The organism is Paenibacillus sp. XY044, assembly GCF_002257645.1.
GTDB lineage: Bacteria > Bacillota > Bacilli > Paenibacillales > Paenibacillaceae > Paenibacillus_AQ.
Genome location: NZ_NQMO01000008.1, coordinates 275,634 through 302,499 on the forward strand (window position 1 = coordinate 275,634; position 26,866 = coordinate 302,499).

Sequence of the window (26,866 nt, forward strand, 5' to 3'; positions counted from 1 at the left end):
AGCCCGGGGACCGTATCGGTTGATATGGATCTGCCGGGCTTTGCTGTTCCGGAAGGAGCGGCGGGCTATGATCGACTCTAGTTAAATAACTGGAGGAATCTATGACTTATCTTAAGCGCCGATTTATGATACATTAATGTGAAACTACTTTTTCGGGGTGGAGGAGCCAAAATGAAACCGGATTTGCGTCAAGCGTGGGATCAACAGGTGCTGGTCGGCGATGGAGCGATGGGCACTTTTCTATATCAAATGGGCTTTCCCGTGGGGATTTCCTATGAAGAACTGAACCTGACCTCACCGGAGGTCATCAAAGATGTTCACCGGCGTTATGTAGAAGCGGGGGCTCAGCTCATTGAGACCAATACGTTTTCGGCCAACTTTGACAAGTTGTCCAAATACGGCCTGGAGTCGAAGGTAGAAGATATCAACCGGGCGGGTGTCCGGATTGCGCGGGAAGTAGCGGGTCCTACCGGCTATGTGGTCGGCGCCATCGGTTCCATCCGCGGCGGCAAGCGGACCAACGTCTCGACGACCGAGCTTAAAAAGTATTTTGAGCAGCAGATCCAGGCCCTTCTTCAAGAAGGAGTGGACGGCATCCTGCTCGAAACTTTCTACGATGTGGAAGAAATGTATCTGGCCTTATCCATTGTGCGCAAGCTCAGTCCGCTGCCGGTCATCTGCCAGTTCGCGGTTGAGGATGTGGCGCGGACCTTGGACGGCTATACGATGCCGGAAGCGTTCCGGATGATGCAGCAGCAGGGTGCGGACGTGATCGGTTTTAACTGCCGCACGGGTCCTAACGGCATCATGAGCGCAATGAAGACCCTCGGCGGCCATTTGTCCGTGCCGATGTCGGTGTATCCGAATGCCGGTGTCGCCGATTATGTGGATGGGGAATATCAATACGGAGCCAAACCGGACTATTTCGGCCAGATGGCGGTGAAATTTGCCGATCTCGGCGCCCGGATCATCGGCGGCTGCTGCGGGACGACGCCGGCCCATATCGAGGCTATTTCGTCCGCGCTTCAGAATTACAAGCCGCAGCCGATTACGTACGAGCCGATTGCGATCGCACCTGCCCCGATCGAAATCCATGAGCATCTCGCTTTAGGTGAAGGAGAGGGCGAAGGCAGCAAACCGAACCTGGTCGACCTGGTCAAAGAACGCCACACCGTGATCGTGGAGCTGGACCCTCCGCGTGATTTGGATATTGCGAAATTTATGAAGGGTGCGCAGGCGCTGAAGGATGCCGGGGCAGACGCGCTGACACTCGCCGACAACTCGCTTGCGGTCACGCGGATGAGCAACATGGCCCTGGGCCATTTGGTGCAGGCGCAGACCGGATTGCGCCCGCTCGTGCACATCGCCTGCCGGGACCGCAACCTGATCGGAACACAGTCGCACCTGATGGGCTTTGACGCCCTTGGCATCGACCACGTGCTGGCCGTAACGGGCGATCCCGCACGCTTCGGAGATTTGCCGGGATCAAGCTCCGTATACGATTTGACTTCTTTTGAAATTATACGAATGATCAAGCAGTTAAATGAGGGAATCGCCTTCTCCGGCAAGCCGCTCAAGCAAACGGCGAACTTCGTCGTCGGCGCGGCGTTCAACCCGCACGGGAAGCATCTCGACAAAGCCGTGCTGCGGCTTGAGCGTAAAATCGCTGCCGGCGCCGACTATATCATGACCCAGCCGGTGTACGATCCTGAGCTGATCCGCGCGCTGAAGGAAGCGACGAGCCACCTCGATATTCCGATCTTCCTCGGCATCATGCCGCTGGCAAGCGGACGAAATGCGGAGTACCTGCACAATGAGGTGCCGGGAATCCAGCTCTCGGACGAAGTTCGCAGCCGGATGAGCGGCCTGGAAGGCGAAGAAGGAAGAGCCATGGGGGTTGCCATTGCCAAAGAGCTGCTCGATGTGGCGATGGAGCATTTTAACGGAATTTACTTAATGACACCGTTTATGTTGTATGAAATGAGCGCCCAGCTCATTAGCCATGTATGGGAGAAATCCGGACGCCAGCAGCCCCCCTTGTTTCACAGATAGTTATCAATTACAATAGTGTAATGGATGTGGTGCCGATGTCTTTCAGCATGACCGGTTACGGTCAATCCGCCCTTCATTTCGGAGGGTATAAAGTGGAAATTGAAGTGAAATCCGTGAACCACCGATATTGCGAAGTGGTCATACGCCTGCCGCGTGAATGGACACGCTTTGAGGACCCTTTGAGAAGAACGGTACAGCGGTTTGTCAAGCGCGGCCGGATCGATGTCTTTATTAACAAGGAGGCGGAAGAGAATAACGCTCCGTCTGTTTTGTTAAATCATAAAGCCGTCAATACTTATATGGAGGCGGCGCGGGAGGTTTCCGAGAGACACGGCCTGAACGGCGAATTGACGGTAAGAGATCTGCTGTCCCTGCCGGGCGTGTTTCTGTCTCCCGAGGAAGTCGGGACGGTTCAGGAGCCTGACCCTGAAGAATGGGGACGCGTGCTTGAAGAGGGTCTTGTCCGGGCCATGGAAGGACTCACCCTGATGAGGTCTTCCGAAGGAAGCTTCCTTGCCCGTGATGTGGAGCAGCGCCTGAACCGACTGGAGAAGCTCCACGGTGAAATGGTACAGCTGGCACCCAGCGTAGTCGAAGAATACCGCAACAAGCTCAGACAAAGGCTGTCTGAACTGAATGACGGTTCGTTTGCCTTTGATGAACATAAATTTGGCATGGAGATTGCTATTTTTGCAGACCGCTGCAATATCGATGAGGAATTGATACGTCTGCACAGCCATTTTGAGCAATGCAAAGGATTACTTCGTGCGGATGAACCGGTCGGAAGAAAACTGGATTTTCTGATTCAGGAAATGAACAGGGAAGTCAATACGATTGGATCCAAGGCCAATCATCTGACTCTGGTAAACCGTGTTGTCGAAATGAAAGCGGAGCTGGAAAAAATTAGAGAGCAACTGGCCAATATAGAGTAAGGCAATTTCGACAGAAAACAGGCAAGAGTCAAATGAATAGGGGGAAGAACCTGATTATGGCAATCAAACTCATTAACATCGGCTTCGGGAACATCGTATCGGCTAACCGTATCATTTCGATTGTAAGCCCCGAATCGGCGCCTATTAAGCGAATTATTCAGGAAGCAAGAGATCGCCACATGCTGATCGATGCTACCTATGGACGCAGGACACGCGCCGTAATCATTACGGATAGCGACCATGTCATCTTGTCGGCGGTGCAGCCGGAGACCGTGGCTCATCGTCTGTCCAGCAAAGATGACGATAATGACGAATAACAAGATGGAGAGTAATATGTCAAAAGGAATATTGTTTGTATTGTCAGGACCTTCCGGTGTCGGAAAAGGGACCGTATGCAGCGCGCTGCGCGGAAAGCTTCCCGATTTGGTCTATTCGGTATCGGCGACGACACGGAGTCCGCGCCAGGGAGAAGTGAACGGGGTCAATTATTTTTTCAAAACCCGTGAGCAGTTTCTGGATATGATGCAGAATGACCAGCTTCTGGAGTATGCGGAGTACGTGGGGAACTATTACGGAACGCCGCGTGATTTCGTGGAGAAGACGCTGGAGAGCGGAAACGATATTATTTTGGAAATTGAAGTACAAGGTGCCCTGCAGGTCAAACAGAAGTTCCCCGAGGGGGTATTTATTTTCCTGCTGCCGCCATCCCTGGACGAACTTAAGGACCGGATTATCGGGCGCGGTACGGAGAACCAGGCAACGATCGACCACCGCATGACGGTGGCGGTTGACGAAATCAATTTGATGCAGCATTATGACTATGCCGTGGTCAACGATCAGATTGATTGCGCCTGCGAACGAATAGAATCGATCATTATCGCCGAACATTGTAAAATCAGGAAATAAACGAAGAAGACAGCAGCCATATGAGAATAAAAAAAGAGGTGTCGCCAAGTGTTGTACCCATCGATCGATGAAATGATGAATAAAGTCGACAGTAAATATTCGCTGGTCGTCGCGGCCTCCCGCCGTGCGAGACAGCTGCGCGAGGGCGCAAAGACCGAACTGAAACATCCAAGATCCCACAAATACGTGGGCGTGGCGCTTGAGGAAATTTACGGGGATATAATCCGCGTCATTCCAGAACCGGTCGCCGAGCGGGATGAGGAAAAGGCGTAAAGCCTGTTCCTCCCGGGACGGGGCTTTTTCTGCTGTTATGCGGCAGGTCTTAACAAGAACTCATTGATTTCGTTTGCAGCAAGAACGTATAGACGTCTTCCAGATACAACCGCAAGGTTGTATTTTTTTCTCTATAAAATAAACGGAAAGCGGGGAAATCGTATGTTAACCGGCAAAACCATCGTGCTCGGCGTTACAGGGGGAATCGCGGCATTCAAGGCGGCCAGCCTGTGCAGCAAGCTGGTGCAAAAGGGCGCAGATGTCCACGTGATCATGACGGAATCGGCGAAGCAGTTTATTACGGAGCTGACCTTTCAGAATCTGTCCAAAAATCCGGTTTACAGTGACACGTTCGATGAACGCGATCCATCCGTCGTTTCCCATATTCATTTGGCGGACGAGGCCGACCTGGTGCTCATCGCCCCGGCTACAGCCAATATGATCGCTAAAATGGCCCATGGCCTGGCGGACGACATGCTGTCGACGACGCTGCTGGCCACCGAAGCGCCTGTCATGCTCGCACCGGCCATGAACGTGCATATGTATGCTCATCCGGCGGTTCAAGCCAACATGCGTCTGCTCGAATCCAGGGGCGTCATGATGATTGAGCCCGGCGAAGGGCTTCTTGCCTGCGGCTATGTAGGCAAGGGACGGCTGGAAGAACCCGAAACGATCGTCCAGGTGGTGGAACGCTTTTTTGCGGCTGAAAAACAATCCGTGCAGGGGCAGGGACTGCTTCGCGGAAAAAAGGTCATCGTGACCTCGGGCGGAACGGTCGAGCGGATCGACCCGGTACGTTATATCACCAATGATTCTTCCGGAAAAATGGGATTTGCCATCGCCAAAGCCGCCAAAGACATGGGCGCGGACGTGCATGTCATCTACGGCCACACTGACGTCGAGCCTCCAGCAGGCGTAGACGCGGTGAAGGTTCAGTCAGCCGAGGATATGTACCGGGCGGTGCTGGAGCATTGGGAGGACAGCGACCTGGTCATCAAGGCGGCAGCCGTCGCGGATTACCGTCCGAAGGTAACGGCCGTCAGCAAAATGAAAAAGTCCGGAGATACGATGACGCTCGAGCTCGTCAAAACGGTGGACATTCTGGAGGAGCTCGGCAAAGTGAAAACGAAGCAGTTTTTGATCGGCTTCGCGGCCGAAACGAATGATGTGGAGAAGTACGCCAAGGATAAGCTAAAACGGAAAAATGCCGACCTGATCGTGGCCAATGACGTGACGGCGGAGGGAGCCGGCTTCAGATCGGATACCAATATCGTTCAGGTTTACGATGCCGGCGGACTGGTCGAACAAATGCCCGTAATGACCAAAGACGAAGTCGCCCGGCGCCTGCTGACGATCGCTGCGGCGCGGATGAACGGGGTTCTGTCCTGATGGAAATGCGTGTGGCAAAGGTGATCGTCGACGTCCCGGTGCGTGATACCGACCGTCCCTTTGACTATCTCATTCCCGAATCCATGCGGGCATGGATCGAGGTGGGAAGCCGGGTCGGCGTGCCGTTCGGCCACCGGACGGTCCAGGGATTCGTTGTCGGGCTTGAGCCGGAGCAGGCTGCTGCCGGCATGAAGCTTAAGGCCATCCAGGAAGTGCTGGACGTCATTCCGCCGCTGTCCGAAGAGCTGGTGGAATTGGCCGGATGGATGAGCCGCAGGTATGCCTGCCGGATGATTACGGCGCTTCAGGTGATGGTGCCTACAGCCCTTAAGGGCAAGGCCGAACGGTTCATCTCATTGGGAACTTCGGAGCCGAGGGAGTCTGAAGACTTGTATTCCGGCGGCTTGTTCGAACTGGAGCCCGAGTCTTCCGGCGACGAGCGGACGATTCTCGATTTCGTCGGAAAAAAGGGCGAAATAACCTCTAAGCAGCTGAGCCGGCAGTTTCAAGGCAGCGCGCCGGTGATCAAATCGCTGCTGCGCCGGGGCGTGCTGCAGGAAAACCAGTCGATTAAGGACAAGCTGCAGATCAAAACGCTGAAAGCGGTGGATCTGGCGGTTACGCCCGACGAAGCGGCCGCCGCCCTGGAATCGTTTGCGCCGAAAGCGCAGCGTCAGCGTGAGGTGCTGCAGTTTATTTTGGAAATGAAAGAGATGCTTCCGCTTGCGCTGAAGGATGTCCTGACGACGCTGCAGGTGTCCGCGGCAACGGTGAAAGGTCTGGCGGATAAAGGTTACATTACGATCGAGGATAAAGAAGCGTTCAGGGATCCTTACCGGGGACGCTGGTTTAAGCCAAGCGATCCGCTGCCGCTGACCACGGAGCAGCAGAACGCTTATGACCGTATTACCTCGGTGCTTGATTTGAAGCAGCATGGGGTGTTCCTGCTGCATGGCGTTACGGGCAGCGGAAAGACCGAAATCTACCTGCAGAGTATCCAGCGCTGCATCGCGCAGGGCCGGCAGGCGATCGTGCTCGTGCCGGAAATTTCGCTGACGCCGCAGATGGTGGAACGGTTCAAGGGGCGCTTTGGCGATCAGGTCGCCGTGATGCACAGCCGCCTTTCGGGCGGGGAGCGCTACGACGAATGGCGCAAAATCCGTGAAGGCAGGGCCGCCGTTGCCATCGGCGCCAGATCGGCGGTATTCGCGCCGTTTGCCAAGATCGGGCTTATCATTATGGACGAGGAGCACGAGACTTCGTACAAGCAGGAGGAAAGCCCGAAATACCATGCCCGGGACGTGGCGGTCCGGCGGGCGATGCAGCACGGCGCTGCGGTTATTCTGGGCTCGGCGACGCCTTCGCTCGAAAGCTACCACGCCGCGAGAGCGCAGGCGAACGACGAGTTCGCCCCGATGCTCCTTGAGATGAAAGCCCGGGCGCTTGGCAACGAGCTGCCGGGAGTACAAATCATCGATATGCGGGAGGAATTAAAAGAAGGCAACCGCTCCATGTTCAGCCGTGCGCTGCATCAAGCGTTACAAGCCCGGCTGGAACGCAAGGAGCAGACAGTGCTGCTGCTCAACCGGCGCGGCTACTCCACGTTCGTCATGTGCCGCAGCTGCGGCTACGTGGCGGGCTGTCCCGAATGCGACATTTCGCTGACCTATCATCAGAAATCGAACAATCTCCGCTGCCATTACTGCGGCTATGCCGAGCCGGCACCGTCCGTGTGCCCGGATTGCGGAAGCGAGCATATCCGCTATTTCGGCACCGGTACGCAGCGCGTCGAGGAGGAACTCGCGAAGCTGTTCCCCGGGATCCGGGTGATCCGGATGGACGTGGATACCACGACGGAGAAGGGATCGCACGAAAAACTGCTGAAGCAGTTCCGGGACAAGAAGGCGGACGTGCTGCTGGGCACTCAGATGGTGGCCAAAGGGCTCGATTTTCCAGACGTGACGCTGGTCGGCGTCATTACGGCCGATTCGGCACTCAACCTGCCGGATTTTCGCGCAGCCGAGAAGACATTTCAGCTGCTGACCCAGGTCGCCGGCCGCGCCGGCCGCCATCAGCTGCCCGGCGAGGTGATGATCCAGTCTTATACGCCGGATCATTATTCGATCATTCACGCCAGCGGGCATGATTACGATTCGTTCGTTCGGGAGGAGCTGAAGCACCGGCGGAACCTGCATTATCCGCCATACTGCCGGCTTATTCTGGTCACGCTGTCGCATGAGCAGCTGCCGTTTCTCGTCCGGATGGCGGAGAACATGGTGTCCGTCCTCCAGGGCAAAGCCCGGCAGAAGGGCTGGTACGGCAGTCTGGACCGGCTGACCTCGGACGCTTTTGACGTACTGGGACCCGTGGCATCCCCTGTGCCCCGGATAAAAAATAGATACAGATTTCAATGTATGATAAAATGGCGTGGGGCCATCGACGCTGTCGGCCTGGTCAGGGAAGCGGCCGAGCAACTCGAGGATACCGCCCAGAATCCGAAGCTTCAAATCAGTATCGATGTGGACCCGCAAATGCTGATGTAGCGGCTCCAAGCGTCGTACCGGCATCATATGAAATCATGGATGAATAACCAACAATGAATATTTGAACCCGATAAGGAAGGTGTCAGCATGGCGATCCGAATTATTGTGAAAGAACCGGATGAGGTTTTGCATAAAACCGCAAAAGAAGTTAAAGAAATCACCCCCAACGTCAAAAAGCTGCTGAATGACATGGCGGACACGATGTACGACGCGGAGGGCGTCGGCCTTGCTGCGCCGCAGGTCGGCATTTTGAAGAGGCTGATCGTTGTCGATGTCGGCGATGAGCACGGCTTGATCAAGATGGCCAATCCGGAAATCGTAGCCAAGGAAGGCGAACAGTTCGGCCCTGAGGGCTGCCTGAGCATACCTGGATTAAACGGGGACGTGCGCCGTGCCGAGCAGGTTACGGTGAAAGGGCTGGACGAGAACGGCAAGGAATTGACGATTACGGGCACTGGTTTGCTTGCCCGCTGCTTTCAGCATGAAATCGATCATTTGGACGGCGTGCTGTTTACCGACATTGCAGAAAGAGTGTATGAGTATACGCCGGAACGCGCCGGAAAGGAGTAATGCCTGATGAATATCGTTTTTATGGGGACGCCCGCGTTTGCCGTTCCCAGTCTCCGCATGCTGCTTGAGGAGGGCTACAACGTCGTGGCCGTCGTCACCCAGCCGGACCGTCCGCAGGGGCGGAAGAAGGTGCTGATGCCGACGCCGGTCAAGGAAGTGGCGCTTGAGCACGGTCTGCCGGTGCTGCAGCCGCAGCGCATGCGCAATCCCGAGGCCGTAAGCGAGCTTGCGGCCTACAAGCCCGACCTGATCGTTACGGCCGCTTACGGGCAGATTTTGCCGAAAGCGGTGCTGGATTTGCCGGCCAAGGGCTGCGTCAATGTTCATGGCTCGCTGCTGCCTAAATACAGAGGCGGCGCGCCAATTCAGCGCTGCATCATCAATGGCGAGACCGTGACGGGCATTACGCTGATGTACATGGCCGAAGGTTTGGACACAGGCGATATGATCGCCCAATCGGAGGTTCCTATCACCGAGGAGGATACCTCGGGAACGCTGTTCGAGAAGCTGAGCGCCGCTGGGGCGGTGCTCTTGAAGGAGCAGATGCCGAGGCTGCTGGAAGGCGGCGTCCCGGTGACGGTGCAGGATGACTCGCAGGCTACATATGCTCCGAATCTGAAGCGTGAGGACGAGAAAATCGACTGGAGCAAGTCCACACGCGAAATTTACAATCAAATTCGCGGACTGGTGCCTTTCTCCGGGGCGTTTACGTTCTGGAACGACGATGTGTTCAAGGTTTGGGCTTCCCGCAAAGGAGAGAAGGCTTCCAAGGAAGCGGCTCCGGGAACGGTGCTTCAGCTTGCCCAGGAAGGCATTGAGGTGAAAACCGGGGACGGTGCCTTGTGGCTGACCGAAATCCAGCCGAGCGGCAAGAAGGCGATGGATGCCGGGCAGTTTATCCGGGGAACCAGCATGACGCCCGGGACGGTGCTGAAGTGAGCGGCCGCGGAACCCATGAACGGCAGAGCCGTCAGCCCTCGGCGCGCGAGCTGGCGATGGATATTCTTACGCGCGTGGAGCAGGAAGGCGCCTACAGCAACCTGCAGCTGAACGCTGCGCTGCAGCGCGCGAACTTGTCCAGGGAGGATGCCGGCCTTGCAACCGAGCTCGTGTACGGTCCGATCTCCCGGATGAATACGCTGGACTATTTTCTGGACCGTTTTGTCAGCAAAGGCGTAAACAAGCTGCAGCCGTGGGTTCGCAGCCTGCTGCGGCTCAGCCTGTACCAGATCATGTATCTGGACCGCATTCCTTCCCATGCCGTCGTTAATGAAGCCGTGAACTTGGCCAAGCGCCGCGGCCACCAGGGCATTTCAGGCATGGTGAACGGCGTGCTTCGCAGCGTGCTGCGCAGCCCCGACAAGCTTGTCCTGCCGGAAAGCCTCGGACCGGCCGAACGGATCGGGCTGGAGCACTCCCATCCCGAATGGCTGGTTCAGCGCTGGATTGCGCAGTACGGGGAAGAGGCGGCCGAGGCGATTTGCCGGGCGAACAACGAGCCGCCCGCCGTCAGCGTTCGGGTGAACACGACGATGATCAGCCGCGACGGCCTGCTCCGGGAGATGGAGGCGAAAGGCATGGACGCCGTGCCGTCGCCGCTGACGCCGGAAGGTATTCTCGTCCGCAGCGGGGGCAACATGGCCCTGACCGGCTGGTACCGGGACGGACAGCTGTCCGTGCAGGACGAGAGTTCGATGCTTGTCGGGGATGCGGTAGGCCCTGAGCCCGGCATGAGGGTGCTCGACTGCTGCGCCGCGCCCGGGGGCAAGACGGCGCATATGGCCGAGCTGATGCGGGATGAGGGGCGGATCATCGCCAACGATCTGCACGAGCACAAGCAGAAACTGATCCGCGAGCAGGCGGAGCGGCTCGGGCTGGGTGCGATCGAGCCGGTGACCGGCGATGCGCTGGAGCTGGCCGGGCGGTATCCGGCGGCGTCCTTCGACCGCATCCTGCTGGATGCCCCATGCTCCGGCCTTGGCGTCATCCGGCGGAAGCCGGACCTGAAATGGGCCAAGACCCCGGGAGACATCGAGGAGATCGCCGCCCTGCAGTACCGGCTTCTGGAATCGGCGTCGGCCCTGCTCCGGCCCGGCGGCATTCTCGTATACAGCACCTGTACGATCGAGCCGAGGGAAAACGAAGAGAACGTAGAGCGGTTCCTGCGGAACCATCCGGAGTTCGGCATAGCCCCGGATACGTCTCCCGCCTGGGAACGGCTGCTTGAAACGGCACTGCCGCGGGGCGGCGGCGTACAGATTTTGCCCCAGCATTTTCATAGCGACGGATTTTACATTGCACGGATTCAGAGATTCTCCTAAACTAGCGGATCGCCCGCACGGGCAGCTGCTGCTTCCTGTAACCCGCCGGGCGCGAGCTTGGCGGGTTTTCTCTTTTACCGCTACTTTTATTTGTGTTAAAATAGGAAGAATGAGAAACAATAAGCATATGAATGAAAAAGACAGGTGTGGTGAAGATGAAACCTTTTATATATGATTTGAATTTGGAAGACCTGCAAGAATGGGTGAAGGAAAACAGCGAGCCCGCATTCCGCGCCGGCCAGATTTTTGACTGGCTCTATGTCAAACGGGTCAACAGCTTTGACGAAATGACGAACCTCTCCAAGGAGCTCCGCAAAAAGCTGGACGATCAGTTCCAGTTTGTGACGCTGCAGGAAATTACGAAGCTGGAATCCAAGGACGGAACCGTCAAGTTTCTGTTCGGCCTGCATGACGACCATGCGATAGAAACGGTCATCATGAAGCATAGCTACGGCAACAGCATCTGCGTAACGACCCAGGTCGGCTGCCGCATCGGCTGCACCTTCTGCGCCTCGACGCTGGGCGGTCTGAAGCGGAACCTGACGGCCGGGGAAATCGTGGCCCAGGTCGTTCAGGCCCAGAAGATTCTGGACGAGAAAGGGGAACGCGTCAGCAGCATCGTCATCATGGGCTCTGGCGAGCCTTTTGAAAACTATGAGGCGACGATGAAGTTCCTGCGCATCATGATTCATGAAAAAGGACTGAACATCGGGCAGCGGCATATTACCGTCTCCACGAGCGGAATCGTGCCGAACATATATAAATTCGCGAACGAGGACACCCAGATCAATCTGGCGATTTCCATCCACGCGCCGAACGACGTGCTCCGCTCGAAGCTGATGCCCGTAAACCGCCGTTATCCGTTCGAGGATGTCATGGAGTCCCTTCGCTATTACCTGGCCAAGACGGGCCGGCGGATTACGTTTGAGTACGCGCTGATCGGCGGCGTTAACGACCGTCCGGAGCATGCCCAGGAGCTGGCGAACGTGCTCAAGGATATGCTGTGCCATGTCAACCTGATTCCGGTCAATCACGTGCCGGAGCGGAAGTATGTCAGAACGTCCCGTAACGATATATTCCAGTTTCAGCGGGTTCTCGCCGATAGCGGCGTGAACGTGACGATCCGCCGCGAGCAGGGCCACGATATCGCGGCCGCCTGTGGACAGCTGCGGGCCAAGCACATGGAGTTGAGGTGAGAGGAATTTGATCAAAACTGTTCATGTCAGTAACGTTGGCCGGGTACGTTCGGTCAATGAAGACTCGGTATGGGTCGGCCAGCTGCCGCAGGGCTATACCCTCGGGATCGTCGCTGACGGCATGGGGGGACATCAGGCGGGCGACACGGCCAGCCGGCTGGCCGTTGAAACCATGACGGGCGACCTGACCTCGCTCGAATCCGGTATTTCGACGGAAGGCCTGAAGGCGGCGCTAAGCGATGCCATCCTTCATGCCAATGATGTAATTTATACCGAGGCCTCCAAACACGAGGAATTTTATAACATGGGAACGACGGTCGTGGCCCTGCTCCTGAGCGGGGAATCCGGCTACATCGGACATATCGGCGACAGCCGGGCCTATAAGGTTGCCGGCGGCGAGGTCGTCCAATTAACGGAAGACCATAAACTGGTGTATGAATTGTACAAACGCGGACAAATCAGCCTGGAGAACATGAAAGTCCATCCGATGCGCAATGCGATTACGCGCGCGCTTGGTACGGACGCCGACGTGTCCGTGGACCTGTATCCCATCAGCCTCTCCCACGGAGAGGTGCTGCTCTTGTGCAGCGACGGCTTAAGCGATCTGGTCAGCTCCGAGCATATCGGGCAAATATCCGGAAACCGTGAGCTGCCGCTGGAAGAAAGAGCGGACCGTTTACTTCAACTGGCACTTCTCGCCGGAGGCGATGACAACATTACCGTCGCCCTGTTCGAACTTCAAGACGAAGTCGCCGGGCAAAGCATAAAGGAGTGGGATTCATGATCGGACACGAATTGGGCGGTCGTTATGAAGTGATCGAGCGGATTGGTGGCGGCGGAATGGCTCTTGTTTACAAAGCCCATGATATTTTATTGGGCAGGAACGTGGCCATTAAGGTGCTGCGCCAACAGTTTGTGCACGATGAGGAATTTATTCGCCGTTTCCGCCGGGAGGCACAGTCGGCAGCTTCGCTATCGCATTCAAACGTGGTCAGCATTTATGATGTGGGCCAGGAAGACGACATTCATTATATCGTTATGGAATACGTCGAGGGGCATAATCTCGACGAGATTATTAAGGAGCGGGCTCCCCTGCAGGTGGACGAAGCGGTGAGAATCGCCTCGCAGATTTGCGACGCGCTGGATCACGCGCACCAGAATCAAATCATCCACCGGGATATTAAGCCGCATAACATCATGATCGGCCGCAACGGCCGGGTGAAGGTGACGGATTTCGGGATCGCCCGTGCCGTTACGTCGACGACGATTACGCAGACGGGTTCGGTGGTCGGATCGGTACACTATTTTTCTCCGGAGCATGCCAAGGGCGTGGTTACCGGGGAAAAGTCGGATTTATATTCTCTTGGTATCGTATTGTACCAGATGCTGACCGCACGTCTGCCGTTTTTGGGGGAGAGCCCGATCAGCGTGGCGCTGAAGCATCTTCAGGAGGAGTTTGAGGAGCCGCGCGAGGTAAATCCTCTCATTCCGCAGAGTGTTGAGAACATCATTCTGAAGTCCATGCGCAAAAATCCGCAGGAGCGTTACCAGTCGGCCAAGGAGATGCTCCAGGACCTGGAGACCTGCCTTCTGCCGGAGCGCCGGAATGAGCCGAAGATCGAGTTTGCCGACATGGACGATGAGGATCGGACCCGCGTCATTCCAGCCATCAAGCCGGAGCCTCGCTCCGTTTCCAGAGCGAAAGCACAGGCCGTGGATGACGATGACGAGGAGGACGAACCTAGAGACGGCAAAGGCAAGAAGCCGAAGAAGAAAAAGTCGGGCAGGGCGGCGCTGTGGATCAGCCTGACCCTGGTTGTTCTGTTGGCATTGGCTGGCGTGGTATGGTACGTCAACCAGAAGCTGGTCGTGCCGGATGTAACCGTGCCGAGCGTCATTAACATGACCGAGGAGCAGGCGCGCAAGTCGCTCAGCGACAAGGGGCTGCTCGTGGAAGATCCGGTGATCCGGAAGTACAACAAGGACTTCGACGATGGCATCGTCTATGAGCAGAGCAGGCCGGAAGGCACGGTCGTAAAAAAAGGCGCGGCGATTCAGCTGACGGTGAGTACAGAGAAACCGAAGGTGCCGATGCCTGACGTGAAGGGCTTGACGTTTGACGATGCGAGAAAAGCGTTGCTTGCCAAGGGCGTCAAAGACGATAACATCAAGAAGAAAGAGGAATTCAGCGACGATGTTGAAAAGGGACTGATTATCAGTTCGGATCCGGGAGCCAATTCTGAAGTGGATGCTGATAATCAGGAGATTACGCTAACGGTCAGCAAAGGCCGGGAAACGATAAAAATGCCGGATTTGATCGGCAAAACGCAGCAGGAAGCTACGGACCTGATCGAGAAAAACGGCCTGAAGCTGCTGCGTGTCGTCGAGGAAGACAGCTATACGGTGGAAAAGGGGAAAGTCATCAAGCAGTTCCCGTTTGATCCGAATACCCAGGCGACGCCAAACGCCGAAATTACGCTGACGGTAAGTAAAGGCTACCCGGCGGATGCCCTGAACTATACGCTCAATCTGCCGGTAGCTCCGGTCGAGGAAGGCAAAAATACGAAAGTCCAGATCAAATACTCCGACGCGCATACCGAAGGCAAAACGGTCGATTGGGGGACGAAGACGATCCAAACGACGCAGGTGCTGCCGATCGATCTGGTGGTCGATCCGAACAGGGATGCGGTCGTAACGGTGCTTCGCGACGGGCAGGTGTTCGATACGTATTCGGTACGGTACACCGATGTACAGAACGGTACCGTTCCGCAGATCGAGCTCCCGGCCATGGGAGGCGATGATCCCGGCGATCCGGGCCATGAAGTGGATCATGGCGATTCGGGAGATTCCGGCAACGGGGATGATCAGGGAACGGACACGACTCTGAACGATCACCCGGGCAAAGGGAAAGGTAAGAACAAGGGTAAGGGACCCGACACCGAAACCGTCATTTACAGATAATCGCCGTGTCATGCGGATATTTCAAATGGATACCAAAGCCAAATCAGTTAACCTTAAGGATGACGAATCATGATATCTCCGGCTTCTGCTATACCAGCTGAAGCCGGAAAGAAAGAGAGGCCTTGCAATGTATGCCTGATGGAGTAATCGTGAAAGCTCTGAGCGGATACTATTATGTCAAACCGCTGGAGAACGGAAAAGCCGTAGGAAGCGCCGAAGCCGTACAGTGCCGCGCACGGGGGATCTTCAAGAAGAGAGGCACCTCTCCGCTTGTCGGGGATCATGTGGTGTACTCCCTTACCGAGAACGGTGAGGGGATGGTGGATGAGATCAAGCCCCGCCACTCCGAGCTGGTCCGCCCGCCCGTGGCCAATGCTGAGCTTGCGGTTCTGCTGTTTTCCGCTCGTGAGCCGGATCTCAACCTGTCCCTGCTTGACAAATTTCTGGTCCATATTGAGCATTCCGGCCTGGAGACGATCATTTGTCTCACTAAACAGGATCTGCTTACCGCGGATACGGATGCTAATGACCCGGTCACTGCCGTCAAGGAGCTCTATGAGCGGATCGGTTATGAGGTGCTGGTTACGAGTTCACGTTCAGGCCTCGGAAGCAGTGAGCTGAAGGAACGCCTCACCGGCGTCATCAGCGTGTTTTCAGGCCAATCGGGTGTCGGCAAGTCCTCGCTATTGAACCGCCTCGTTCCCGGACTTTCGCTTGAGACCAGCGCCATCAGCATGAGACTGGGGCGCGGGAAGCATACGACCCGCCATGTGGAGCTGATCGAGCTCGATAACGGTGGCTTCGTTGCCGATACGCCGGGATTCAGCCAGCTTGATTTCCTGGAGCTGGGCGTCGAGGAATTGTCTACCTGCTTCCGGGAATTCGCGCTTTATGCGGAGCTCTGTAAATTCCGCGGCTGCAGCCATACGCACGAACCCGGCTGCAAGGTCATTGAGGTGAAGGAGAGCGGGGAAATCGCATTAAGCCGCTATGAGCATTATGTGCAGTTCTATACGGAAATGAAAGAAAAAAAGCGGAGGTATTAACACGATGATTAAAATCGCACCATCGATATTGTCGGCGGACTTCGCCAAACTGGGACAGGAGGTTGCCGAAGCGGAGGCGTCCGGAGCCGATTGGATTCATGTGGACGTCATGGACGGGCATTTTGTGCCGAATATTACGCTGGGAGCGCCGATCGTAAGCGCCATAGCTCCTCACACAACCTTGCCGCTGGATGTTCATCTGATGATCGAGAATCCGGAGCGGTATATCCCGGATTTCGCCAAGGCGGGAGCGGCTTTCATTACGGTTCATGCGGAAGCCTGCACGCATCTGCACCGCGTCGTGCATATGATTAAAGAGCTGGGCGTAAAGGCGGGGGTTGCCCTGAATCCGGGCACTCCGGCGGCCGTGATCAGCGAAGTGCTGGAGGATGTGGACTTGGTGCTGGTCATGACGGTCAACCCGGGCTTCGGCGGACAGGCGTTCATTCCGCGCACCGTTCACAAAATCCGCCAAATTCGCCAGCGGCTGAACGAACTGTCGCTGTTTAACGTCCATATCGAAGTGGACGGCGGCATTACGGCCGAGACGGCGCCTTTGGTAACTGAAGCTGGTGCCGACGTGCTGGTGGCGGGAAGCGCCGTGTACGCACAGCCTGACCGGGCCGCTGCCATAACCGCCATCCGCCGCAGCGTCGGGGGAAAATAATTTCATGAAATTCAAAGACGCGCTTTATCTGACTTTAGCCAGTATCGGAACAGGTCTGTTACTCGGTATATTTTCCATTCTGAAATCGCCGTTTAATGCCATCGCCTCGCTGATCGCCGTGGTGCTGGCCATCTATTATTTCCGGAAAAATGAACGCAAGGGATTGAGGGTCGGCTACGTCATCTTTTCGATCCTGTACTACCTGCTGTTTATCTTCATGCTGTCGGTCTACCAATTTTATCAATTGTCTCCGGCTTCGGCTTGAGGCATAGGGCGTGCTCTTTGAGCATACATATGGTTACATGAGTCAAGGTTCTCATGTAACCTTTTTTTTGTTCCGTCTTAACATTGATCTGGTTCAGGGCATACCATACCGTGATGACATGAGAATGATGGGGAGGGTGAGATATGAAATTTTACACGTTTAAGCTGCCAAAGTTTTTGGGAGGATTCGTGAAGGCTCTTTTAAACACGTTTCACAAAAGCTGATCTTGATACCCTTTGGTATGCCGCTTGCACAACCGTAAACGGCTTCGCCTTATCGAAGATCATAGAATTTAATAAGTTTTCAGTGAAGCTGAATCATTCTATGATCGTAAGAAAAACTTCTGCTAAAACGCGATCTGTCTTCGATTAAAAGGACATCCAAAGACGTTTTTCTTACAGGCGGAGCTTACGTTTCGCGGATGAAATATAAGGCCGGTATAAGAGCACAGGCGAATTGACCCTTATATTTCAAAAAAACCTTTGACAGATGCCAGCGGCATGGCTGCCTACTGATACCGGCCAAAGGCATTAAAAAAGCACCTGCTGGAACTAGGTGCTTTTTGCTTATATGTCATTACTTAAACGCGGGTAACTTTACCTGCTTTCAACGCGCGAGTGCTTACATAAACGCGCTTCGGTTTGCCGTCAACGAGGATACGAACCTTCTGAACGTTTACACCCCAAGAACGACGGTTACGGTTGTTAGCGTGGGATACGTGGTTACCGCTGCCTGGTTTTTTGCCAGTCACATAACATTTGCGAGACATAGATTACACCTCCTTAGCTCCAAACACCTGCATGAAACAATACTTATATATTTTATCATAGCAAAAAATGCTTCGTCAACCGCCTGCAAAAACATTTATTTCTGGGGTGTCTTATAGTACAATGTTGATTAGCCCATACTATTTTGAGATGGGATCAATTAACATTTTATTTTTTTTGAATATGATTATCCAAAATTGACGAATGGCGAAACGAAAACGTGCATTGATTCGTACTTATAAGGACGCCAATGGCTTAGGGATCAAGCTAGGAAGGGGATTTATCATTGAGTAAGCGTTCTTTGAATGGAACTGACTTTACCGCTATGGTTCTGGCCGGGGCGGAACAATTGCAGCAGCATGCCGAGCATGTCAATTCATTGAATGTGTTTCCGGTTCCTGACGGGGATACGGGAACGAACATGAATCTGACGATGGGTGCCGGTGTCGCTGAACTGAAGAGAAACAATTCGAATTCGATCGGGCACAGCGCTGGCGTGCTGTCCAAGGGACTGCTCATGGGCGCTCGGGGAAACTCCGGCGTGATTACCTCCCAATTGTTCCGTGGTTTTGGACGTTACGCTGCAACCTATGACGAGCTGAATGCGGTTCAGTTTGCGCAGGCGCTGCAGACCGGGGTTGACGCGGCTTACAAAGCGGTGGTCAAGCCGGTGGAGGGCACGATCCTGACGGTTGCGAAGGAAGCCGCGAAGCATGCGGTATTTTTGGCGCGGCGCACGCCGGATATTACGGAGCTCATGGAGCAGGTGCTCGCCAAAGCAAAAGAAACATTAGCCCAGACTCCGGAGATGCTCCCCGTGCTGAAGCAAGTGGGGGTTGTCGATTCGGGGGGACAAGGTCTGGTATATATTTACGAGGGATTTCTGCAATATTTGCACAGCGTCGGCGAAGGCGGCTATGATTATCAGCCGTTTGCTGCTCCGAATGCGGGACAGCCGGTCTCTGATCAACCAGCGGCAGCAAGAATTCAGACCAAGTCTGCGCCGATGGTGGCGGAAGCTCCGGATATCGCGCAGTCCCGCCTGGAAACGGAAGACATCGAATTTTTATACGACATGGAATTTTTCATCAACCGGAAGTTAGGGGATGCGGCAGGTACGCATTTCGACGAGGATCAATTCAGGAAAGCGTTGTCAACGAACGGAGATTCGATTATCGTCATCGCCGATGACGAGATCATCAAGGTCCACGTGCATTCCAAAGCTCCGGGCGAGGTGCTCAATTTGGCGCTTCGTTACGGCGAAATTACCCAGATTCATATTCTGAATATGCGCGAGCAGCACCGTGACCTTTTGTCGGCCGGGATGGACATCGCACCGATGCCGGAAGTCTTTGCCGACATTCCGGTCGAATCGATGGACCACGCGCCGGAAGAGGCGCCCGCCGAGCCGCCTGCCGATGAACTGGCTCCTTACGGGTTTATCGCCGTTGCCTCCGGACAGGGCATTGCGGACATTTTCAAGAGCCTGGGCGTCGATGTCGTTCTCTCTGGCGGCCAGACGATGAATCCGAGCACGGAGGATTTTGTGAACGCGATCGCGTCCATTTCCGCGCACCACATTTACATTTTGCCGAACAACTCCAACATTGTGCTGGCCGCTCAGCAGGCGGGAGAACTGCTTGAGGGCGAACGCAGCGTGAAGGTCATTCCAAGCAAAACGGTGCCTCAAGGCATTGCTGCGGCATTTGCCTTCTCAGAGGAAGATTCCGAGGAGACGAATACGAGCAGCATGCTGGAAGCCATCAGCCGGATCAAGTCGGGTCAGGTAACCTACGCCGTACGCGACTCGCAAATTGATCAGCTGGATATTAAGGCCGGCCAGTTTATCGGCATCGAAAATTCGAAGATTGTGACGGCTGCCGAAGGGCTTCTGCCTGCATGCCAGGAGCTTTTGAGCAAGATGCTGGAGAACGGGGACGAAATTGTGACCATTCTCGCCGGAGAAGAGGCGAACCCGGAAATGACGGGCGAATTGGCCGCATGGCTCGCAGAGCATTATCCGGATGCCGAAATTGAAGTGCATCAAGGCGGACAGCCGCTGTACTATTATATTTTTTCAGTGGAATCTTAAAGAGCAGCCTTGGGACCGAGTATCAAAGTTTGAATGAAAATGAAGGAGGCCCCACCCGATGACCCAACCGGTAATCGTAACGGACAGTACGGCCGATATACCCGAGGATATCGCGAAGCAGCACGACATCCATGTCGTTCCGCTCCGGCTGATGTTTGGTGAGGATACCTTTGAAGACGGCGTGGATATTTCCGCCGAGGTGTTCTACAAACGGCTTGTCCAGTCCGAGCAGCTTCCGACCACGTCGCAGGCTTCTCCAGCAGATTATATGCAAGTCTATCAAGACATTATGAATGAATATCCGGGTTCGCCGATTATTTCCCTTCATATTTCCTCTGGACTTAGCGGTACCTATCAATCGGCCATGATTGCCAAGTCCATGCTGGAGGGCGATCCGGATATTACGATCGTCGATTCCAAATCGGCTTCCTACGGATTCGGCCTGCTGGTCGTGCATGCGGCCAGACTGGCGGCCGAAGGAAAAACGGCGGAGGAGATCGTGCGCTCCGTCGAGGAAGTGCGGCGGCAGCGCAAGCTGTATTTCCTCGTGGACACGCTGGAATATTTGCAAAAGGGTGGGCGGATCGGCAAGGCGGCGGCCATGATCGGCAACCTGCTGAACATCAAGCCGATTCTGTCCATCGACGAAGAAGGCATTATTTATGCGGTGGAAAAGGTCAGAGGCCGCAAGAAGGCGATGGCCCGGATCCTGGAGCGTTTTCGGGAGGATTTGGGCGGCGTTCAAAACATCAATGTGGCAGTGGGCCATACGGCCGACCCGGCTTCAGCCGAGCCCGTGCTTGAGGATCTGTCGCGGGACTTCCGGCTGCAGGAGGTCGTTCTGACGAACATCGGACCAGTCGTCGGAAGCCATGTCGGGCCCGGGACACTGGCCGTGTTTATATGGCCCGCTTAAATGAGGGATAACAAATGAGTCTGAGTCTTGAACAAATATCGATACGGCAGGTCCGCGGCGTGAGCGCCCTCAAGGAAGGGGAGCTTCACGCCTTTGGCATCTTTACGGTGAAGGATTTGCTGGAATATTATCCGTTCCGGTACGAGGATTACCGGCTCCGTTCGCTGCAGGATGTGAAGGACGGGGACAAAATTACGATCCAGGCAAAGGTGATGGGCGTTCCCGTGCTGCAGCGGTACGGGCGGAAGTCCCGCCTCAGCTGCAAAATGATGGCTGAGGAGTGGATGTTCACCGCCACCTGGTTCAATCGGCATTTTCTGAAGGATCAGCTGACATCCGGGCGGGAAATCGTGCTCGTCGGCAAATGGGATCAGCGACGCATGCAGCTGACCGTGTCGGAATCGGAGTTTCCGGACCAGGGGGCATGGCGCAGCGGTACGGTTCAGCCGGTCTATTCGGTCGGGGGCAAAATCACGCAGACCTGGATGCGCAAAACGATGACCCAGGCGCTTGAGCAGTACGGGGAAATGATTCCGGAAATTTTGCCGGAGGAACTGCTGCGGAAATACCATCTGATGCCGCGGAAAAAGGCGATCGCTACGATCCACCAGCCCCAGGATACCGGGGAAGGACAGCAGGGGCGCGAGCGGATGGTGTATGAGGAGCTGTTTCTGTTTCAGCTAAAAATGCAGGCGTTCCGCGCCCTGAACCGGGGGCGGAGGGACGGCGTCGTCCATACGGTGGACAACAAAACGATGCGCGAGTTCGTGCGCAGCCTGCCGTTCGAGCTGACCGATGCGCAGAAGAAGGTCGAGCTCGAAATCCTGCAGGACATGCGCTCACCGCACTGCATGAACCGGCTGCTGCAGGGAGATGTCGGCTCCGGCAAAACGGTGCTGGCGGCCATCGGCTTGTACGCGTCGGTGCGTTCGGGCTATCAAGGCTCGCTGATGGTGCCGACCGAAATTTTGGCCGAGCAGCATACGCGTTCGCTGCAGAAGCTGTTTGAGCCGTTCGGCATCACCGTCGGCCTGCTGACCGGCAGCGTCACGGGGCGGAAGCGCAAGGATCTGCTCGCCTCGCTGCAGATGGGCTTAATCGATATCGTCGTCGGGACGCATGCCCTGATTCAGGAGGACGTATTTTTCCGTAAGCTGGGGCTGGTCGTTACCGACGAGCAGCACCGGTTCGGCGTTAACCAGCGCGGCATCCTGCGGCGCAAGGGATATAATCCGGACGTGCTGACGATGACCGCGACGCCGATTCCGCGGACGCTGGCGATTACGGCGTTCGGGGACATGGACGTATCCACGCTGTCGGAGCGCCCGAAGGGTCGGATCCCGATCACGACGTACTGGGTCAAGCACAATATGCTCGACCGGGTGCTGGGCTTCATCGCCCGCGAGGTGGACCAGGGGCGCCAAGCGTACCTGATCTGCCCGCTGATCGAGGAGTCGGACAAGCTGGACGTGCAGAACGCCATCGATCTGCATGTCCAGATGCAGCAGGCGTTCCCTTCCTACAAAGTGGGTCTGCTGCACGGCCGCATGACGCCGGCCGAGAAGGAGGAAGTCATGCGGGCCTTCTACGATAACGAAGTGCAGCTGCTCGTCTCGACGACCGTCGTCGAGGTCGGGGTGGACGTGCCGAATGCGACGCTGATGATCATTATGGACGCGGACCGTTTCGGCCTGTCGCAGCTGCATCAGCTTCGGGGCCGCGTCGGCCGCGGCGAGCACGCTTCCTACTGCGTGCTGATCGCCGATCCGAAGTCGGAGGTCGGGCAGGAGCGCATGAACGTCATGACTGAGACCGACGACGGCTTTGAGGTATCCCGGCGCGACCTGGACCTTCGCGGACCGGGCGATTTCTTCGGCACGAAGCAGAGCGGGCTGCCGGAGTTCCGCCTGGCGGACATGGTCAGCGACTTTGCCGTGCTGGAGCAGGCGAGGGATGACGCCGCCCGGATGGTAGCGGATCCGGTGTTTTGGACCTCCCCGGGGTACGGACCGCTGCGGGATTACCTGCAGCAGGAGCAGATTTTTCAAGGAGATTTGGTCGATTAGGTCAGTGGACAACCCTTCCCGTCATATACTTAGTTGGACTGCATTAGACGGGAGGTGCCAATATGGGTTATCAGCAGTACGGAATCAGCCCCCAATTGGTCGCACGGATCAAGCTGAAGATGAAAAATCCGGCCACCAAGGAGCGTATTAAAAAGTTGATCGATGGCGTCAACAAACAGGACCTGCAGGATCCGGCCAGGGTGCAGCGGATGGTCAAGTCGGCATCGTCCATTCTGAACGAGAAGCTGACCGGCGCCGAGGAAGGACAAATCGTCCGGTTTGTCCTCGCTCAAAAGATCGATCCTAATAATACGTTCCACCTGATCAAGTTGTGGGGAATGTTCCGCTGAGAAGCAAACAAACAGTTAGGATGCAGCCCCTCGGGAGAGCCCGGGGGGCTCTTTTTTTTGTGTTCAAAAAGCGGGGAGCAACGTGATCTATCCGGACCTGTTGACGTAATCGTTTGTCAGGCGCGGCGGGCTCTATTCCATTGAAGATAACACGGCAATTCTTATTGGAAGCCCGCCGGTCCGTTCTAGTCATTTGGACGTATTATGACGCACGGTGTCAGATATTGCGTTTGAAACAGAGAAATATTGGGTAACTGATTCGAAGTGGCCTTTTTTATTGCTTCCACAATATTCATAATTGGAGGGATCATATTGCCAGGACTGAAATTGGGAAAGAGCAGCAAGCCGGCCCGGTCGAAAGAACCGGATGAATCCCGGCGGAAATTTTTGAAAGCCTCGGGAATGACGTTGGGAGGTCTTGTCGTCGGCGGCGTGTTTGGGGGCGTTCTGACGGACAGTCTGGAGAAAAATCAGGCCCCCGAGACGGCACCGGCCAGCAGCGAACCGGAGGCTTCGCTGCAGGATGCGCTGATGTTCTTTAACCAGGACCAGTTTAAAATGACCGATGCGGCGGTCGAAAGGATTTATCCCGAAGATGAGAACGGTCCCGGGGCCAAAGCGCTGGGCGTGGCCTTTTTTATTGATCATCAGCTTGCTGGCCCTTGGGGGTATAATGCGCGGGACTATATGATGGGTCCTTTTGTCCAGGCCCAGACAACGCAGGGAGAACAATCGCGGCTGAAACGCAACGAGATGTTCACGCTGGGCCTGGAGGGACTGAAGAGCTATTGCCAGCAGAAGCACCAAAAGGGCTTTACGGAGCTTGAGGCCCAGCAGCAGGATGAAGTGCTGACCGCCATGGAAAAAGGGGACAAATTCCCTATGCGCGGGGTGACGAGCAGCAGCTTTTTCAACATGCTGAAAAATTTGACGATCGAGGGCGTATACGCGGATCCGCTCTATGGCGGCAACCGGAATATGAACGGATGGAAGATGCGGAATTTTCCGGGCAACCAGATGAGCTATGCCCAGCAGATTACGAAGGAAGGGCTGGTCCAGATCCAGCCGAAAAGCCTGCAGGCTCACATGAGCGAATAAATTTCACGGATATAAGGGGACATCAGACGTGGCCAAATTACCTAAAGTACCAGTGGTTATTGTTGGAATGGGCTGGGTCGGCGGCATCATTGCGGCGGAGCTGACCAAAGCGGGCATCCAGGTCGTCGGACTGGAGCGCGGAAAAAGCCGGAGTACGGAAGATTATTTTATGGATCATGATGAGCTGCGGTATGCGCGGCGTTTTGAACTGATGCAGGACTTATCCAAGGAAACGATCTCATTCCGCAATACGGAAGCGATGAGGGCGCTGCCGATGCGCAGCTACGGCTCCTTCCTGCTGGGGGATGGGCTCGGCGGTGCCGGATCGCATTGGAACGGGCAGACGCACCGCTTCCTGCCGTATGACTTTGAGATCTACAGCAAGACCGTCGATCGGTATGGAAAAGGCAAAATTCCCGAGGGCATGCAGCTGCAGGACTGGGGAATCACGTATGACGAAATCGAACCGTACTACGACAAGTTTGAGCAGATGGCCGGCATTTCCGGGGAATCGGAGGCGAACCCGATGCTTGGCAAACGGTCCAATCCGTTTCCGACTCCGCCGATGAAAAAAACGCCGATTCTGCAAAAGTTCGATGAGGCGTCGAAGAAGCTCGGATACCATCCGTACATGATCCCTTCGGCGAACCTGAGCGAGAACTACAAAAATCCAGACGGCGTATCCCGGGCAGCGTGCCAGTACTGCGGATTTTGCGAGCGGTTCGGCTGCGAATACGGAGCCAAGGCGGATCCTGTCGTTACCGTCATCCCGACGGCGATGGCAACCGGCAAGCTGGAGGTGCGCACCTTCTCGAACGTGACGGAGATTTTGCATGACGGCAAAAAAGCGACCGGTGTGGTGTACGTCAATACGGTGACCGGAGAAGAGGTGACCCAGCCGGCGGACGTGGTCATTCTCGGCAGCTTCGTGCTGAACAACGTGCGCCTGCTGTTGAGCTCCAAGCTTGGGACGCCCTATGACCGGAAAACCGGACGGGGTAGCATCGGCCGGAATTATGCGTATCAGGTCAACTCCGGGCGAGCGGTCGGCTTTTACGATGACGAAGAGTTCAGCACGTTTATGGGTGCCGGGGCGCTCGGGATGGAGCTCGACGACTTCAACGGGGACAACTTCGATCACTCCGATTTGAAGTTTTTGCACGGGGCAGGCATCCGGATCAGCCAGAACGGCCTGCGCCCGATCGAGAACAATCCGGCGCCGCAGGGTACGCCGACCTGGGGGAAGGAATGGAAGGAGACCACGCTGAAGTACGCCAACCGGGTGCTGACCGTAGCGACGCAGGGTGCCAGCCTGCCCTGGAAACACCATTACCTGGATCTCGATCCGACCTATAAGGACGTTTACGGCCAGCCGCTGCTGCGGATTACGTTTGATTTCGAAGAGCAGGACCGCGAGCTGACGAAGTTTCTGGCGGACAAGGCGGGCAAGGTCATGAAAGAGATGGGGCCTTCCCATTTGGAGATCAAGGACAAGCTGGATCCGTACAATATCGTCCCTTACCAATCGACCCACAATACCGGAGGGGTCATTATGGGCTCGGACCCGGAAACGTCGGCGGTGAACAGTTACCTGCAGATGTGGGATGCGGAGAACGTGTTTGTCGTGGGCGCTTCGGCCTTCCCGCATAATAGCGGATACAATCCGACCGATACTGTCGGCGCGCTCGCCTACAGGGCGGCGGAAGGAATCCAGAAATATTTGAAGCAGGGAGGCATGCTTGTCTGAACGGGCAGTGCTTTCGGGCTCACGTGAAGGCATGCGAATTCATGTAAAAAGGAGGGAACGGCCATGCTTTCGGCGATCGGAATACCGGGGCTGCTGCTGTTGCTGCTGCTCGTCCTGCTGCTGTTCGGGCCGTCCAAGCTGCCACAGCTCGGCAAAGCGGTAGGAACGACGCTTCACGAATTCCGCAGCTCCGCACGGCATCTGACGGAAGAAGATGAAGAGAAGCAAGAGACGGTGCGCCGCCAGGAAGGTCAATAGAACGACGATAACTTATTCATTTTAACTGGAGGGATTTATGATGAAAAAATGGATGCTGATGGGACTTACACTGCTGCTGGTTTTTGTGCTTGGCGCCTGCGGAAGCGGTGGCGGCTCTTCGGACGAGTCTGCGTCTTCCGACGGCTCGGGCGGCGTGAAAGAAATCAAGGTGACGGCGTCAAACTTTAAGTTCGAGCCATCCGAGATCAAGGTCAAAAAGGGCGAGAAAGTCAAAATTACGCTGGAGAACAAAGATGGAAACCACGGTCTGGCCATTCCCGATTTCAACGTTGACCTGCAGAAGCCGAGCTCGGCCGAATTTACCGCCGATCAGGCAGGTGAGCATGAATTCCACTGCTCCGTCATGTGCGGCGCCGGCCACAGCGATATGAAGGGTACCCTGATTGTTGAATAAATATGCATAGCGGATAAACCGCCGGACTGCCGCCTG

At 55.7% G+C, this 26,866-nt stretch carries 26 protein-coding genes; 25 read left to right on the plus strand and 1 reads right to left on the minus strand.

Going from position 1 to position 26,866, the window contains the following annotated elements:
* Positions 1 to 171 precede the first annotated feature (171 nt).
* The 17 genes from CJP46_RS27735 (at position 172) to spoVM (ending at position 17,345) form a co-directional block, all read left to right on the plus strand.
* Entirely contained in the window at positions 172 to 2,052 is a 1,881-nt protein-coding gene (locus CJP46_RS27735; RefSeq protein ID WP_094598862.1) for a bifunctional homocysteine S-methyltransferase/methylenetetrahydrofolate reductase, read from the plus strand.
* Between the two features lie 35 nt (positions 2,053 to 2,087).
* The gene (locus CJP46_RS27740; RefSeq protein ID WP_094598863.1) at positions 2,088 to 2,984 is read left to right on the plus strand and encodes a YicC/YloC family endoribonuclease; all 897 of its coding nucleotides are present in this window, start codon (positions 2,088 to 2,090) and stop codon (positions 2,982 to 2,984) included.
* A gap of 56 nt (positions 2,985 to 3,040) precedes the next feature.
* Positions 3,041 to 3,301 carry an extracellular matrix/biofilm regulator RemA gene (remA, locus tag CJP46_RS27745; protein WP_006209218.1) on the plus strand — a complete coding sequence of 87 codons (261 nt, stop codon included), beginning with the start codon at positions 3,041 to 3,043 and terminating at the stop codon, positions 3,299 to 3,301.
* A 16-nt stretch (positions 3,302 to 3,317) separates the two neighbouring features.
* The gene (gene gmk / locus CJP46_RS27750; RefSeq protein WP_094598864.1) at positions 3,318 to 3,890 is read left to right on the plus strand and encodes a guanylate kinase; all 573 of its coding nucleotides are present in this window, start codon (positions 3,318 to 3,320) and stop codon (positions 3,888 to 3,890) included.
* Positions 3,891 to 3,938: 48 nt separating this feature from the next.
* Positions 3,939 to 4,163, plus strand: coding sequence for a DNA-directed RNA polymerase subunit omega (gene rpoZ, locus CJP46_RS27755; protein WP_094598865.1), 225 nt, complete (start codon positions 3,939 to 3,941; stop codon positions 4,161 to 4,163).
* 162 nt (positions 4,164 to 4,325) lie between these two features.
* On the plus strand, positions 4,326 to 5,552 hold the full coding sequence (coaBC, locus tag CJP46_RS27760) for a bifunctional phosphopantothenoylcysteine decarboxylase/phosphopantothenate--cysteine ligase CoaBC (RefSeq protein ID WP_094598866.1): 1,227 nt from the start codon (positions 4,326 to 4,328) through the stop codon (positions 5,550 to 5,552).
* Positions 5,553 to 5,557: 5 nt separating this feature from the next.
* The gene (priA, locus tag CJP46_RS27765; protein WP_094598956.1) at positions 5,558 to 8,095 is read left to right on the plus strand and encodes a primosomal protein N'; all 2,538 of its coding nucleotides are present in this window, start codon (positions 5,558 to 5,560) and stop codon (positions 8,093 to 8,095) included.
* Positions 8,096 to 8,182: 87 nt separating this feature from the next.
* Complete coding sequence (gene def, locus CJP46_RS27770) at positions 8,183 to 8,665, plus strand: peptide deformylase (RefSeq protein WP_094598867.1); 483 nt, start codon at positions 8,183 to 8,185, stop codon at positions 8,663 to 8,665.
* Between the two features lie 6 nt (positions 8,666 to 8,671).
* Positions 8,672 to 9,604 carry a methionyl-tRNA formyltransferase gene (fmt, locus tag CJP46_RS27775; protein WP_094598868.1) on the plus strand — a complete coding sequence of 311 codons (933 nt, stop codon included), beginning with the start codon at positions 8,672 to 8,674 and terminating at the stop codon, positions 9,602 to 9,604.
* 56 nt (positions 9,605 to 9,660) lie between these two features.
* Complete coding sequence (rsmB, locus tag CJP46_RS27780) at positions 9,661 to 10,986, plus strand: 16S rRNA (cytosine(967)-C(5))-methyltransferase RsmB (RefSeq protein WP_094598957.1); 1,326 nt, start codon at positions 9,661 to 9,663, stop codon at positions 10,984 to 10,986.
* A 155-nt stretch (positions 10,987 to 11,141) separates the two neighbouring features.
* The gene (gene rlmN / locus CJP46_RS27785) at positions 11,142 to 12,182 is read left to right on the plus strand and encodes a dual-specificity RNA methyltransferase RlmN (RefSeq protein ID WP_094598958.1); all 1,041 of its coding nucleotides are present in this window, start codon (positions 11,142 to 11,144) and stop codon (positions 12,180 to 12,182) included.
* A gap of 7 nt (positions 12,183 to 12,189) precedes the next feature.
* The gene (locus CJP46_RS27790; protein WP_094598869.1) at positions 12,190 to 12,966 is read left to right on the plus strand and encodes a Stp1/IreP family PP2C-type Ser/Thr phosphatase; all 777 of its coding nucleotides are present in this window, start codon (positions 12,190 to 12,192) and stop codon (positions 12,964 to 12,966) included.
* A complete protein-coding gene (pknB, locus tag CJP46_RS27795; protein WP_094598870.1) occupies positions 12,963 to 15,143 on the plus strand; it encodes a Stk1 family PASTA domain-containing Ser/Thr kinase in 2,181 nt (726 codons plus the stop codon). Before CJP46_RS27790 ends, pknB begins: the two co-directional genes overlap by 4 nt.
* 131 nt (positions 15,144 to 15,274) lie before the next feature.
* On the plus strand, positions 15,275 to 16,189 hold the full coding sequence (rsgA, locus tag CJP46_RS27800; RefSeq protein ID WP_094598871.1) for a ribosome small subunit-dependent GTPase A: 915 nt from the start codon (positions 15,275 to 15,277) through the stop codon (positions 16,187 to 16,189).
* 4 nt (positions 16,190 to 16,193) lie between these two features.
* A complete protein-coding gene (rpe, locus tag CJP46_RS27805) occupies positions 16,194 to 16,856 on the plus strand; it encodes a ribulose-phosphate 3-epimerase (protein ID WP_094598872.1) in 663 nt (220 codons plus the stop codon).
* Between the two features lie 4 nt (positions 16,857 to 16,860).
* A complete protein-coding gene (locus CJP46_RS27810) occupies positions 16,861 to 17,121 on the plus strand; it encodes a hypothetical protein (RefSeq protein WP_094598873.1) in 261 nt (86 codons plus the stop codon).
* 143 nt (positions 17,122 to 17,264) lie between these two features.
* A complete protein-coding gene (gene spoVM, locus CJP46_RS27815; protein ID WP_036707696.1) occupies positions 17,265 to 17,345 on the plus strand; it encodes a stage V sporulation protein SpoVM in 81 nt (26 codons plus the stop codon).
* Between the two features lie 356 nt (positions 17,346 to 17,701).
* Here the strand turns inward: spoVM and rpmB are convergent, their stop codons facing one another.
* Positions 17,702 to 17,890: a 50S ribosomal protein L28 gene (rpmB, locus tag CJP46_RS27820; RefSeq protein WP_047910965.1), complete on the minus strand. Its 189-nt coding sequence runs from the start codon at positions 17,888 to 17,890 to the stop codon at positions 17,702 to 17,704.
* Between the two features lie 284 nt (positions 17,891 to 18,174).
* Between rpmB and CJP46_RS27825 the strand changes: the two genes are divergently transcribed.
* The 8 genes from CJP46_RS27825 to CJP46_RS27860 all read left to right on the plus strand — a co-directional run bounded on the left by CJP46_RS27825 (position 18,175) and on the right by CJP46_RS27860 (position 26,830).
* Positions 18,175 to 19,980, plus strand: coding sequence for a DAK2 domain-containing protein (locus CJP46_RS27825; RefSeq protein WP_094598874.1), 1,806 nt, complete (start codon positions 18,175 to 18,177; stop codon positions 19,978 to 19,980).
* A gap of 58 nt (positions 19,981 to 20,038) precedes the next feature.
* Complete coding sequence (locus CJP46_RS27830; RefSeq protein WP_094598875.1) at positions 20,039 to 20,896, plus strand: DegV family protein; 858 nt, start codon at positions 20,039 to 20,041, stop codon at positions 20,894 to 20,896.
* Between the two features lie 14 nt (positions 20,897 to 20,910).
* Complete coding sequence (recG, locus tag CJP46_RS27835; RefSeq protein WP_094598876.1) at positions 20,911 to 22,962, plus strand: ATP-dependent DNA helicase RecG; 2,052 nt, start codon at positions 20,911 to 20,913, stop codon at positions 22,960 to 22,962.
* Positions 22,963 to 23,024: 62 nt separating this feature from the next.
* Positions 23,025 to 23,312 (plus strand): stage VI sporulation protein F, encoded by a 288-nt coding sequence (locus CJP46_RS27840; protein WP_094598877.1) that lies wholly within the window; start codon positions 23,025 to 23,027, stop codon positions 23,310 to 23,312.
* A gap of 312 nt (positions 23,313 to 23,624) precedes the next feature.
* Positions 23,625 to 24,410 (plus strand): gluconate 2-dehydrogenase subunit 3 family protein, encoded by a 786-nt coding sequence (locus CJP46_RS27845; RefSeq protein WP_256992553.1) that lies wholly within the window; start codon positions 23,625 to 23,627, stop codon positions 24,408 to 24,410.
* A gap of 67 nt (positions 24,411 to 24,477) precedes the next feature.
* Positions 24,478 to 26,157, plus strand: a complete 1,680-nt coding sequence (locus CJP46_RS27850; protein WP_094598878.1) for a GMC family oxidoreductase — start codon at positions 24,478 to 24,480, stop codon at positions 26,155 to 26,157.
* Positions 26,158 to 26,220: 63 nt separating this feature from the next.
* Entirely contained in the window at positions 26,221 to 26,415 is a 195-nt protein-coding gene (gene tatA, locus CJP46_RS27855; protein WP_094598879.1) for a twin-arginine translocase TatA/TatE family subunit, read from the plus strand.
* 37 nt (positions 26,416 to 26,452) lie between these two features.
* Entirely contained in the window at positions 26,453 to 26,830 is a 378-nt protein-coding gene (locus CJP46_RS27860; protein WP_094598880.1) for a cupredoxin domain-containing protein, read from the plus strand.
* The last annotated feature ends 36 nt before the right edge of the window (positions 26,831 to 26,866 follow it).

Coding starts and splice junctions, on each gene's coding strand:
- spoVM (WP_036707696.1), top strand. CDS start 17,265: ATGAAATTTTACACGTTTAAGCTGCCAAAGTTTTTGGGAGGATTCGTG.
- tatA (WP_094598879.1), top strand. CDS start 26,221: ATGCTTTCGGCGATCGGAATACCGGGGCTGCTGCTGTTGCTGCTGCTC.
- remA (WP_006209218.1), top strand. CDS start 3,041: ATGGCAATCAAACTCATTAACATCGGCTTCGGGAACATCGTATCGGCT.
- gmk (WP_094598864.1), top strand. CDS start 3,318: ATGTCAAAAGGAATATTGTTTGTATTGTCAGGACCTTCCGGTGTCGGA.
- CJP46_RS27860 (WP_094598880.1), top strand. CDS start 26,453: ATGATGAAAAAATGGATGCTGATGGGACTTACACTGCTGCTGGTTTTT.
- rlmN (WP_094598958.1), top strand. CDS start 11,142: ATGAAACCTTTTATATATGATTTGAATTTGGAAGACCTGCAAGAATGG.
- rsmB (WP_094598957.1), top strand. CDS start 9,661: ATGGATATTCTTACGCGCGTGGAGCAGGAAGGCGCCTACAGCAACCTG.
- CJP46_RS27735 (WP_094598862.1), top strand. CDS start 172: ATGAAACCGGATTTGCGTCAAGCGTGGGATCAACAGGTGCTGGTCGGC.
- def (WP_094598867.1), top strand. CDS start 8,183: ATGGCGATCCGAATTATTGTGAAAGAACCGGATGAGGTTTTGCATAAA.
- rpmB (WP_047910965.1), bottom strand. CDS start 17,890: ATGTCTCGCAAATGTTATGTGACTGGCAAAAAACCAGGCAGCGGTAAC.
- recG (WP_094598876.1), top strand. CDS start 20,911: ATGAGTCTGAGTCTTGAACAAATATCGATACGGCAGGTCCGCGGCGTG.
- fmt (WP_094598868.1), top strand. CDS start 8,672: ATGAATATCGTTTTTATGGGGACGCCCGCGTTTGCCGTTCCCAGTCTC.
- rsgA (WP_094598871.1), top strand. CDS start 15,275: ATGCCTGATGGAGTAATCGTGAAAGCTCTGAGCGGATACTATTATGTC.
- CJP46_RS27810 (WP_094598873.1), top strand. CDS start 16,861: ATGAAATTCAAAGACGCGCTTTATCTGACTTTAGCCAGTATCGGAACA.
- CJP46_RS27840 (WP_094598877.1), top strand. CDS start 23,025: ATGGGTTATCAGCAGTACGGAATCAGCCCCCAATTGGTCGCACGGATC.
- CJP46_RS27850 (WP_094598878.1), top strand. CDS start 24,478: ATGGGCTGGGTCGGCGGCATCATTGCGGCGGAGCTGACCAAAGCGGGC.
- coaBC (WP_094598866.1), top strand. CDS start 4,326: ATGTTAACCGGCAAAACCATCGTGCTCGGCGTTACAGGGGGAATCGCG.
- CJP46_RS27830 (WP_094598875.1), top strand. CDS start 20,039: ATGACCCAACCGGTAATCGTAACGGACAGTACGGCCGATATACCCGAG.
- CJP46_RS27740 (WP_094598863.1), top strand. CDS start 2,088: ATGTCTTTCAGCATGACCGGTTACGGTCAATCCGCCCTTCATTTCGGA.
- rpe (WP_094598872.1), top strand. CDS start 16,194: ATGATTAAAATCGCACCATCGATATTGTCGGCGGACTTCGCCAAACTG.
- pknB (WP_094598870.1), top strand. CDS start 12,963: ATGATCGGACACGAATTGGGCGGTCGTTATGAAGTGATCGAGCGGATT.
- priA (WP_094598956.1), top strand. CDS start 5,558: ATGCGTGTGGCAAAGGTGATCGTCGACGTCCCGGTGCGTGATACCGAC.